Genomic DNA, 12,629 nt, shown 5'->3' with positions numbered 1-12,629 from the left:
AATCTTACAGGTTTTAAAAAAATAGAAATCATGATTCAAAACTATTTTAAAATGACTCTTAGAATTTTGCTTAAAAATAAGAAGCTTTCTGCTATCAATATTTTTGGTCTAGCCATTGGGTTGGCAGCATCTGTTTTAATTGTTTTGTATGTGAATGCTGAGTTTAGTTTCGATTCTTTTCATTCTCAAGCAGATAGAATTTACAGGGTAGAAAGTAATTTCTATGAAGGCGATGTGCTAACAGATGCCTGGGCAACAAGTGCTTTTGGGTATGGACAAGCCATGAAAAATAATATGTCCGGAGTAGAAGCGTTCGCAAGACTGGCTTTAGATCAGACAGAGCAAATAGTGGGGTATAATAATGACTATATAAGAGAGAAAGGTGTGACTTATACCGACCCTTCATTTTTCGAAATATTTGATTTTAAATTGTTGGAAGGCGATAAGTCTACCATGTTATTAAATCCTACCTCCGTAGTCATTTCTCAAAAAGTAGCATTAAAATTATTTAAAGGGGAGCCTGCCTTGGGAAAAGTAATTTCTTTTGGCACAAAAAGCAGTGTTCAAAAATATGAAGTTACTGGCGTTATTGAAGATCTTCCAAAGAACTCACACATTCAATTTGATTATTTTATTTCCATAAACAGTCTTCCGGATTGGAAGAAAGATTTTTGGTATCTGCATGAAGCATACACCTATGTATTACTTAATAAAAATGTAACGGCTGAAAGTATAGAAAAAGCGTTTCCTGAGATGGCAGAAAACTATAAAACAGAGGCCGCTTTAAAATCTAAAACATGGAGCGTTTCGCTCGTACCATTAAGGAGTATTCATTTGAATGCTTGGAAGCAATATGAAAGAGAAACCAAAGGCAATAAAGTAACCCTATATTCTTTATTGCTTGTTGCCATCATGCTATTAACTATTGCTTGGAGCAATTATGTAAATATTTCAATTGCCCAGTCTTATGAAAGAACCATGGAAATAGCCGTTAAAAAGGTTCATGGTATTGGAAGAAAAATGTTACTTGGGCAATTTATGTTTGAGTCTCTCTTTACCAATAGCATGGCATTGGTTCTTTCTGTAATACTAATTTTTATAGCATTGCCTAGCCTAAGCCATTTAGTAGATTCAGAGTTATTATTCTTGCCGCTTAGTCAAAGCTATTTCTGGATCGCAGCAGGATTAATTTTTATTGTAGGTGTTTTACTTTCTGGGTTTTATCCAGCATTTGTTCTATCGTCTTTTAAGCCTATTGAAATGCTAAAAGGAAAACTGAAAGCTAGCAATAAAAGACTATCTCCTTTAAGTTTTTTGGTTGTTATTCAGTTAGTTATGTCTTTGTTTTTAATTATTGGTACACTTACCGTATATAACCAAATTCAATTTATGCAAATCCAGTCTTTGGGTATTAATATTGATGATAAAGTGGTCTTAAAGTTTCCTGCGAAAACTGAAGACATGGAACAAAAAATAAAAAGTTTTACGGAGAAACTTAAAAGTCGTCATGATATTAAAGGTGTTACATTATCGGGTTCTATTCCCGGTATGGAGGTCGCCATGTTTGCGTCAAATAAATTGAAATCGGCAACAGCAGATAAAAACCGTCTTTATGAAATGCTTACGATTGATTATGATTATTTAGATACTTATAAAATAGAGGTTTTGGAAGGGCGATCTTATGATAAGAGCTATGGTGATGAAAAGAATAACATTATGATAAATGAAGCGTCTCTTAAATCCCTTGAAATACCTAATGCTAAAGACGCTATTGGAAAAGAAGTGTTCCTCGAAGGGCAGCCTGAACCCTATAAAATAATCGGTGTTACAGAGAACTGGCATCAAAAAAGTCTTAATAATAGTTATACCCCCATTATGTTTATATTAAATGGAACTATTGGATGGATCCCTCCAGCTTATATCACTGTGAGTTTCACCGGTAATAATATAGATAACCTCATATCTGGTGTCGAAAATACTTGGAAAACATATTTTGAGAGTTCCAGTTTTGATTATTTTTTTACAGATAGTTTTTATAATGCCCAATATAGAAGTGACAAAAACCACAGAACAATACTCACATTCTTTACCATTTTAGCATTGATTGTAACCTGCTTGGGTTTATATGCATTAACCGCACTCACAGCGCATAAAAGAACAAAAGAAATAGGTGTTAGAAAGGTTTTGGGAGCAAACACTTTAGAGCTAGTTACTATGCTTTCTAAAGATTTTATAAACCTCACTTTAGTAGCATTTCTAATTGTAATACCAATAGCATGGTATTTAATGCATGCATGGTTACAAGGATTTGCTTTTCATATTGGTATCCAATGGGAGGTATTTATTATTGCAGGATTTACCGTACTAATTATTACACTGGCTACTATAAGTTTTCAAAGCTTTAAAGTAGCTAATGCTAATCCTGCAAAAAGTTTAAGAACAGAATAAAGTTGAACAATTATGATCAGAAACTATTTCAAATTAGCATGGAGAAACCTAATAAAAAATAAGGGTTATTCTTTAATTAATATAGGTGGACTAGCTATTGGTATAACGGCGTACCTTCTAATTATTCAATATGTGAATTTTGAATCCAGATACGATCAGCATCAACCTCGTATAGATGATTTATATAGGGTGACACTCTCTACCAATTTAGGTTCAAAAGGTTTTGTACATGCTGCTGCCACGCATCCAGCAGTTGGCTCTGCTATGAAACAAGATTTTCCAGAGGTAGAAAATTTTGTAAGAGTCGTAGATAAAGAGATTATGTTGGGATCATTTGTGCTTTCCTATACTAACGAACAAGGTGATTTGGTAAAGTCTAATGTGAGTAACGACAAGATATATCTTGCAGATAGTACAGCTTTAGACCTTTTTAAAATTAATCTCATAAAAGGAAACCCTAAAACAGCACTTAAGGAGCAGTTTTCTATTATTATATCAACTAAAGTTGCTCAACGCTTTTTTGGAAAAGAAGACCCCATTAATAAGACCTTAACTGCAAATGGAAGTGTACCTGTAAAGATTACTGGTGTTTTTGAAGAACTTCCAGAAAATACGCACTTAAAATTTGATATGCTAATTTCCTTTTCTTCTATAGGACAAAATATGGATACTGTGTGGAATTGGCCGGAATTTTATAATTATATAAGATTAAGACCTGGGACAGACCCCGCTACTGTCGAAGCAAAATTTCCTGATTTTGTTAAAAAATATTTAAGTGAAATTATGCAAGAGCATAGTTTTGAAGCAAGAATGGGGTTGCAACCAGTAAAAGATATTCATCTAAAATCTCATTTAAGTAATGAGATTAGTGTAAATAGTAATGAGAAAACATTAAATTTTCTTTGGCTTATTGCTGTATTTGTAATTCTAATTGCCCTGATGAATTTTATTAACCTTTCTACAGCAAAATCTACAGAACGTGCTATGGAAGTAGGGCTGAAAAAAGTGGTAGGAATTGGAAGAAGTGCTTTAATAATGCAATTTTTGTTTGAATCGGTAATCATTAATCTAATAGCTGCTATTATAGCTCTTATTATAATAACTACACTTATTAACCCCTTTAACGAATTTGTGGGCTTACACATATTAGCTTTAGATATGTGGTTACAACCACAAATATGGGGGCACATCATTGGACTTGTCTTTTTAGGAGGACTCTTGGCAGGAATATACCCAGCCTTTGTATTGTCTGGTTTTAAACCTATACAAGTGTTAAAAGGTAAATTTCATCAATCTGAAAAAGGAACTTTAATACGTAAAGCTTTAGTTGTTATTCAATTTACAATATCCATTGCATTAATAGCAGGCACCTTTATCATGTATAGTCAGTTTGCATATATGCAAAACCAAGATTTAGGCTTTGATTCTAAACACAATCTTATCGTAAATGCGCCTATGGTTGTAGACTCTACGATAAACAAAAAACTGGAAGTTTTTAAGGCCGAACTTTTACGAAATCCTAATATAAATGTTGTGACAGCAACAGCAGATATACCTGGTAAAAAAAATGCATGGTATAATACAACCCGACAAGTGCATGAAGAAAGGGAAGCGAGTGTCATTTGTAATCAATTTAGTATTGATCATGATTTTATGAAAACGTATCAAATAAAATTACTGGCAGGACGGAATTTTAGATTAGAAGATCATTCATTTTATGGTTTTCGAGGTCCAGAAGATTTAGGCAAACATAATCGAGTTATGGTTAACCGAGCTGCTGTAAAATTATTAGGTTATTCATCTATAGAAGCTGCGGTTAATAAAAAAATTATTTTTCAATTAGGACCTGAAGACCGTACTGCGGAAATTATTGGGGTTATGGAAAATTACCATCAACAATCGTTACAAAATGATTATGATCCTACAGTTTTCTTGTACCCGAGTTATTATAATGCAGAATATTTAACTGTTAATATAAATGCATCGAATATTGAAAGCACCATCAAAGCTATAGGCGAAAAGTACGAAACGTTTTTTCCTATGGACCCTTATGATTACTTTTTTCTAGATGCGCATTTTAATAAACAATATAAAGCAGATCGTAAGTTTGGACAACTCTTTTTCCTATTTGCAGGATTAGCCATTTTTATTGCTGCTTTAGGGTTGTTTGGTTTGGGGTCGTACATGGCAATGCGAAGAACTAAAGAACTCTGTGTTCGTAAAGTTTTAGGAGCGAATACCTTGCGTATTTTGCTCTTAATCCCTAAAAGTTTATTGATTTTAGTATTCATTTCTGGAGTAATAGCGATTCCTATCACCTATTTTATGGCTTCAGAATGGCTTTCTAATTATGCTTTTAGAGTTGATATAAACCTATGGATGTTTATGGCGCCATTAATTGTAGTTATAATCGTTGCGGCTTTATCTGTATTGCCAGAATCTATTAAAGTAGCTCTTGTTAAGCCTGCAAATTATTTAAGAAATGAATAATTGAGCTTTACATAAATAATTAAATATGGAAGCAAAAATTTTAAAGTATATAGAAGGAAAGATGGATGATTCCGAAAAAATGAAAATGATAGAATGGATAAACTCAAATAAAGAAAACCATAAGAAATTTAACATTATGAAGGCTAAATATGTTGCTTCAAAACTTAAGGACATTCCTAATGATGTAGATATAAATACTATGTTTTTAATAAAATGAACAATCATGGTACGAAACTATTTCAAAATCGCATGGCGGAACCTTATTAAAAACAGAAGCCTTTCTTTTATAAATATAAGTGGCCTTGCATTAGGTATGGCAGTGGTTATCCTTATAGGGTTGTGGATATATGATGAAATAACCTTTGACCAAAATCATGAAAACTATGACCGTATTGCTCATGTTTTAATGCATAAAACGGCTAATGGAAACAAAAGAACCAGAATGACCATGCCTTTTCCATTAGGAAATGAATTGAGAGATAAATATGGAGATAGTTTTGATTATGTGGTGATGAGTTCTTTTCATGGAGATAATATTCTTTCTGTAGATAACAAAAGCCTTTCTAAGTATGGAGGCTTTATGGAACCTGATGCTCTTAGGATGTTATCATTAAAAATGGTGTATGGAGATTGGGATGGACTTAAGACCCCTAATTCTGTTGTTATTTCACGGTCCACAGCAAAAGCATTTTTTGGTGATGTTAATCCTGTTGGAAAGTCTATAAAAATCAGTAATCTTTTAAATGTATTCGTAACAGGAGTATATCAAGATATCCCATTTAATGCAAGATTTAATGACTTAGAGTTTATTGCGCCTTGGGAATTATATGTAACTTCTTATGATTGGGTACGATATGCCCGTGACAACAACCTATGGGATAATAATTCTTACCAATTGTTTGTACAAATTGCTGATGACACAACTATGAAATCAGTAAATACAAAAATTAAAGATGCTGTTTATGATAATTTGCCAGATTATAGTAAAAGAAACCATCCGGAATTAGTATTGCACCCTATGAAAGATTGGCATTTACGATCCAACTGGAAAAATGGAGCTAATATCGGTGGTTTTATACAATATGTATGGTTATTTGGTATTGTAGGTCTTTTTGTATTGCTTTTAGCCTGTATTAATTTTATGAATTTAAGTACAGCACAATCAGAAAAACGCGCCAAAGAAGTAGGTGTTCTTAAGTCTATAGGTTCTTCTAAACGTCAGTTAATAAATCAGTTTTTAAGCGAATCGTTCTTAGTTGTTGTACTGGCATTTATGCTTGCAGTTAGCCTTGTTTTTTTAGTAATACCTGCATTTAATCAATTGGCAGACAAACAAATTATATTCCCATATAAAAACATGTCATTTTGGATAATGAATATGGGGTTTATATTAGTTACTAGTATTATTGCTGGAAGTTATCCTGCATTTTATTTATCCTCTTTTCGTCCTGTAAAGGTATTAAAGGGAACCTTTAAGGCAGGTAAAACGGCCACGTCATTTCGTAAAACACTAGTGGTTATCCAATTCACGGTGTCTGTTATACTTGTTATAGGCACCATTGTGGTGAAAAAACAGATTGAATATTCTAAAAATCGACCTATAGGTTATGAAAAGAATAGACTGGTAATGATTGAAAAGGTTACAGAGGATTATGAAGGTAAATATAACTTCTTACGTAGTGAACTTTTAAATACTAGAGCAATTATAGAGATGTCTGAATCCTCAAGCCCATTAACAGACGTATGGTCTAGTGGTGGTGGGTTTGAATGGGAAGGAAAAGATCCTAATTTTTTAACCAATATAGTAACCGTTTGTGTGTCTCATGATTATGGAAATACAGTAGGATGGAATCTTGTAAAGGGACGCGATTTCTCCAGAGCATTTTCAACAGACTCTACAGCATTTGTTCTTAATGAAGCAGCTGTTAAATATATGGGGATAAAAGACCCCATTGGTAAAACAATACGATGGAATAATCAAGAACATCAGGTTATAGGCGTAGTAAAAGATATATTGGTCGAATCTCCTTTTGAATCTGTGAAACAAGCCGTTTACATGATAAAGTATGATAACACGAATTGGATAGAATTAAAACTCAACCCAAATAAAAGTGCAAACGAATCATTAGTAGCTATAAAAACCATTTTTAGGAAACATATACCTAATGTTCCATTTGAATATCAATTTGTAGATGATGCCTTCTCTAAAAAATTTGTTGCGGAAGAGCGCATTAGGAAACTATCAACCATATTTACATTCTTTGCTATTTTTATTAGTTGCTTGGGACTTTTTGGGCTAGCATCCTTTCTTATAGAACAGCGTACTAAAGAGATTGGTATTCGTAAAGTGGTTGGCGCTTCTGTGTTTAATCTATGGCAGTTATTGTCTAAAGATTTTTTAAAACTTGTGATACTTGCTATCATTATCGCCATTCCTATAGCTTATTATGGAGTCGTTAATTGGTTAAATAATTATGAGTATCGAACAGAAGTTTCATGGTGGGTTTTTGCTATAACTGGAATTGGAGCACTGACCATTACAATATTAACTGTAAGCTTGCAGGCTATTAAAGCAGCAAATACAAATCCCATAAAAAGTTTAAAAACAGAATAGCCCCTCTGTCCAGTTTTGCTGGACATCTCCCCAAAAGGGAGAATGAAATAGGGATAGTAAAAGAAAAAAAGGATTAAGAATTATTTTAAATCATAAAATATGCTACTACAAATAAAAGATTTATTTAAATGGGTGAATTCCGGAGGAAATAGAATTTTCTTATTAAATGATATAGAGTTAACTGTTAATAAAGGAGATTTTATTTCAATAATGGGACCATCAGGATCTGGAAAAACAACCTTGTTAAATGTTATAGGTATGTTGGATGATTTTAATGAAGGTGAATACAATTTCCTTCATGAATCTGTACATAAATTAAAAGAAAAACATAGAGCCAATTTGTACAAGGAATATATTGGTTTTGTTTTCCAATTGTATCATTTAATTGATGAATTGACAGTTTATGAAAATATAGAAACGCCCTTACTTTATAAAAACTATAAATCATCAGAACGAAAATCTTTGGTGGCAGATATGTTAGATCGATTTAATATAGTTGGAAAGAAAGATTTATTTCCATCACAGTTAAGTGGCGGACAACAACAGATTGTTGGTATTGCAAGAGCACTAATTTCTAACCCTAAACTTATTCTTGCCGATGAGCCAACTGGAAACCTTAACTCAAAACAAGGCGAAGAAATCATGAGGTTATTTAAACAATTAAATGATGAAGGTGTTACTATAATTCAGGTGACACACTCTGAAAAGAATGCAGCATATGGCTCACGAATAATCAATTTATTAGATGGAAGAATAGTATAAAAAAAATTCAATCAATAATCAAAAAACGACAAACCAATATGATACGGAATTATTTTAAAATAGCTTGGAGAAGCCTTAAAAAGCAACCCTTCTTCACATTTTTAAACATATTTGGCCTTGCCATAGGAATGGCGGGAAGCTTACTTATATGTTTATATATTTATGATGAGCTGAACCACGATAATATGTTTGTGGATGCCGATAGAATCTATCGAATAAACACAGATATAAAGTTTGGGGGAGAGGTTAGTGAAAATTCTGAAGTATCGGCACCTCTAGCAAAAACTGTAGTTAAAGATATTCCTCAAATAGAAATGGCAACACGGTTTAGAAACAATTATAGCTTACTTATAAGGAAAACTGGTACTGATACCAATATAAAAGAAGAAGAAAGCACTTTTGTAGATGAATCATTTTTAGACATGTTTGGTCTCGATTTAATAGTTGGGGACCCTAAAACGGCATTAAAAGAACCTAACACTTTAATTTTAACAAAAACGGCAGCTGAAAAGCATTTTAGTGTTAACAATGCTTTAGGGCAAACGTTGTTATTAGATAATGACGTTACGTATGTAGTTACTGGTGTTATTAACGATTTACCAAAAAATTCACTGTTACGAAATCATAGTGTGTTTATGTCTATGGCTAGTTATGCAGATTCTTTTGTAAACAATTGGGGAAATAATAATTATCATACTTTTATTAAGATACTTCCTTCTGCTAAAGCTGAAGATATCCAAGAACCATTACAAGCTATTTTAAAGAATTATATATTACCGTTTGTTCAAGCATTAATCCCCGGGATTACTGAAGAAAACTTTTTAGCTTCTGGCAATTATTACAATTTTAGTATAATAAATATAAAAGATATTCATCTGCATTCTAATAGGTTTCCAGAACTTAGTCCTAACGGAAGTATTCAAAATGTATATATACTATCTTTTATAGCTTTGTTTCTTATTATTTTGGCAAGTGTTAATTTTATGAATCTGTCTACAGCGCAATCATTAAAACGCGCTAAAGAAGTAGGTATTCGTAAAACACTTGGTTCAAGTAAAATAGAGCTGATAAGTCAGTTTTTGGCAGAATCTGGTTTAATAACATTTGTTTCCTTAATAATTGCAATAATTATTGCTGCTGCAATGATGCCACTTTTTAATGACCTTTCTGGTAAGGCAATTATTATTCCTTATACTAATCCTATATTTTGGTCAGTATTATTGTTATGTACTATAGTGTTGGGGCTTTTTTCGGGCATGTATCCTGCATTTTTTATGTCCAGGTTTATTCCTGTTGAGGTACTTAAAGGTGGCGGAGAACGAAGTGCTGGAGGGCGAAATATTAGAAGCTTATTAGTGGTTTTTCAGTTTGCTATCTCCGTGTTTTTAATTGTAGGGACTTTGGTTGTTTTTCAGCAATTGGATTATATACAAAGTAAAGATTTAGGGTATACAAAAGATAGAGTCTTAGTTATTAATGATGTTAGTGTACTAGAAAACCAAAGTCAAAGAGAATCGTTTAAAGAGCAGGTACAACAATTGGCATCTGTAAAAAGTACTTCTTTAAGTAGTTTTTTTCCAACACCTTCTAATAGAAATGGAAGTTCATTTTTCGCAGAAGGAGCCATGGAACAGGATAAGGCTATACAAATGCAAAATTGGAGAGTAGATTATGATTATGTGCCCACAATAGATTTAGAAATTATTGCAGGACGAGATTTTGATAGACAATTTAGAACAGACTCTCTAAGCACCATTATAAATGAATCTGCAGTTCGTGTTTTAGGGGTGACACCTGAAGAAGCTCTTGGGAAGCGAGTAACAAATGATTTGGGTGAAGAAAACCCTACATTTTATACTGTTATAGGTGTGGTTAAGAATTTTCATTATGAATCGTTACGAGAAAATATTGGAGCTTTAGGAATGATGATAGGAGACTATTCTAATGCACTAGCTGTAAAAATTAATGCCGGAAATTATGCGAGTACTATTTCAAGTATTGAAAGCATATGGAAAACAATAGTTCCGGGACAAATTTTTGATTACTATTTTATTGAAGAACAGTTTAATGCTACTTACAAAGCTGAACAACGCCTAGGTAAAATTTTTATCACTTTCACTTTGTTGTCAATTTTAATTGCTTGTTTGGGTTTATTTGGACTCGCTGCTTTTAATGCCGAAAAACGAACTAAAGAAATTGGTATTAGAAAAGTGCTGGGAGCAAACGTTAGTCAGATAACTTATAAACTATCTATTGACTTTTTAAAGTTAGTAGGTATTGCCATTTTAGTGTCGTTACCCTTAGCTTGGTATGCCATGAGCAAATGGCTAGAAGATTTTGAGTACCGTATAGAAATGGAATGGGGCGTTTTTGCATTAGCAACCTTTTTGGCTGTTACTGTATCTATTTTAACAGTAAGTTTTCAAGGTATTAAGGCTGCTATAGTAAACCCCATAAAAAGTTTAAGAACCGAATAAGAATTAGGGAATCAATCAAATAAATCAAACGAGTAATAAATTAAAAGAAGGTAATAGGTACCAAAAGTATAAGAAGGCAGTGTGTTATAAATAATATTGTAGTGTATTTGTATGATCCGAAAAAGAGTAGACCAGTACCAGATATATATGATACGTTTAGTTTAATACCTAATAAAAATAATGAATAAAAAAGTAATTATATTAATAGTTTTATTGAATATATTCAATAGTATTGGATTTGCTCAAAATAATCAACAAAAGCAATTCACTTTAAACGATTGCATATTAATAGCTATTGAAAACAATATAGATCTTAAAAAATCTAACCTCCAGAAAAAATCATCAATTATCAATTATAAGCAATCAAAAAACGAATTGCTTCCTAACCTTAATATGAATTATAATATAGGGGTTAACGATGGTAGAAGTATAGATCCATTTACCAATAGTTATAGTAACCAGGAACTTACGTTTTCAACACTAGGTGTAAATTTAAACACAACTATTTTCAACGGTTTTAGGGTATTGAATAGTATTAAACAGAATAAGTTTAATATGAAAGCTTCAGAGATGGAGTTGGAAGAGACTAAGCAGAATTTAATTCTTCAAGTTACCATTGGGTACATTCAAATATTAAATAGCAAAGACTTATTGGAACTTTCAAAATCAAGATTAGCAACGACTGAGACCCAATTAAAAAGATTAAAAACGCATTATGATGAAGGTGTTGGAAACCCTGTTGATTATACTAACATGCAGGGGCAATATACGATAGATAAGATCAGTATTGTTGATGCAGAAAACAATTTAAAGACAGCAGTCTTAGATTTTGTAACCTTGTTAAATTTAGATTCTGACTCTGAAAAGGACTTTGAGAATATTTCAGGATTAATAGAGTCTGACAAGTATGCATTTTCTGCAAATGATGTTTATAATGACGCGCTGCAAAATCTAGCGACATTCAAATCAAAACAATTTCGAATTGATGCTGCAGATAGTGGAATTAAAGTAGCACGATCTAATTATTATCCCGAAATATCTGTTTTTGGGCAATTAAATACGAATTATTCTAGTGCAGCAGAGCTGTTTAATGAAACAGGTAGTAGTATTACAGAAACTGGGGATTTTGTGACCATTGCTAATCAGGATTATCCAGTACTTCAAAACGAAAAACAATTTTCTGGAACTAAAATTAGTTACGAAGACCAATTTGATAACAATCTAAATTCCGTTGTTGGAATTTCAGTAAGAGTTCCTTTATTTAATGGCTTTCGAGCAAAAAATTCCGTGCAATTACAAAAAATAGAATTAGAAGAAACGGTATTGGAATTAGAGAGTACAAAGTTACTTTTTAAACAAGCTATAGAACAAGCATATAATAATATGGAATCTGCATTTAGTAGATATCATATTTTATTAGATCAGGTGATGGCATTCGAAGAATCATTTCGTGTCAATGAAGTGAGATTTAACAATGGCGTATCCAACATTGTAGAATATATTAATAGTAAAAACAATATGGATGGGGCTCAACTTAATTTGAATAAGGCTAAGTATGAATATGTATTGCGTGTGAAAATTTTGGAATATTATAGAGGGCTTTAGTTAAATTAAACCAATTATTGGTATTAAACCAATGAAATAGTACGTCAAAAAATATTTGGTTGTCGTTGGAAAGTCTAGAGTAATTGAAAATCAAATATTTACAAAAAAAAATAAATTTTCCTTCCTTTTTTTAATAGTGGTATACTTCTTTTTTAATTTTAAAGGATCAAATAATCCCTGCCATCTTTATATTTGGTTTAGTCATTCTAAAATGAGTATCATTTTGAGATTTC

At 32.2% G+C, this 12,629-nt stretch carries 7 protein-coding genes; all 7 read left to right on the top strand.

Going from position 1 to position 12,629, the window contains the following annotated elements:
- The first annotated feature begins 51 nt into the window (after window positions 1-51).
- The 7 genes from Q4Q47_RS17845 to Q4Q47_RS17815 all read left to right on the top strand — a co-directional run bounded on the left by Q4Q47_RS17845 (window position 52) and on the right by Q4Q47_RS17815 (window position 12,396).
- On the top strand, window positions 52-2,448 hold the full coding sequence (locus tag Q4Q47_RS17845; RefSeq protein ID WP_303307999.1) for an ABC transporter permease: 2,397 nt from the start codon (window positions 52-54) through the stop codon (window positions 2,446-2,448).
- Window positions 2,449-2,460: 12 nt separating this feature from the next.
- Complete coding sequence (locus Q4Q47_RS17840; RefSeq protein WP_303307998.1) at window positions 2,461-4,938, top strand: ABC transporter permease; 2,478 nt, start codon at window positions 2,461-2,463, stop codon at window positions 4,936-4,938.
- Window positions 4,939-4,963: 25 nt separating this feature from the next.
- Entirely contained in the window at window positions 4,964-5,155 is a 192-nt protein-coding gene (locus Q4Q47_RS17835) for a hypothetical protein (protein WP_303307997.1), read from the top strand.
- A gap of 6 nt (window positions 5,156-5,161) precedes the next feature.
- Window positions 5,162-7,552, top strand: a complete 2,391-nt coding sequence (locus tag Q4Q47_RS17830) for an ABC transporter permease (RefSeq protein ID WP_303307996.1) — start codon at window positions 5,162-5,164, stop codon at window positions 7,550-7,552.
- Window positions 7,553-7,651: 99 nt separating this feature from the next.
- Window positions 7,652-8,314, top strand: a complete 663-nt coding sequence (locus tag Q4Q47_RS17825) for an ABC transporter ATP-binding protein (RefSeq protein ID WP_303307995.1) — start codon at window positions 7,652-7,654, stop codon at window positions 8,312-8,314.
- 38 nt (window positions 8,315-8,352) lie between these two features.
- Window positions 8,353-10,791, top strand: coding sequence for an ABC transporter permease (locus Q4Q47_RS17820; RefSeq protein WP_303307994.1), 2,439 nt, complete (start codon window positions 8,353-8,355; stop codon window positions 10,789-10,791).
- Between the two features lie 180 nt (window positions 10,792-10,971).
- Window positions 10,972-12,396, top strand: a complete 1,425-nt coding sequence (locus Q4Q47_RS17815; RefSeq protein ID WP_303307993.1) for a TolC family protein — start codon at window positions 10,972-10,974, stop codon at window positions 12,394-12,396.
- Window positions 12,397-12,629: the final 233 nt, after the last annotated feature.

Source organism: Flavivirga spongiicola (assembly GCF_030540825.1).
Taxonomy (GTDB): Bacteria; Bacteroidota; Bacteroidia; order Flavobacteriales; family Flavobacteriaceae; genus Flavivirga; species Flavivirga spongiicola.
Note: the sequence above shows the minus strand (reverse complement) of the source record. Positions and strands in the feature narration are given on the sequence as shown.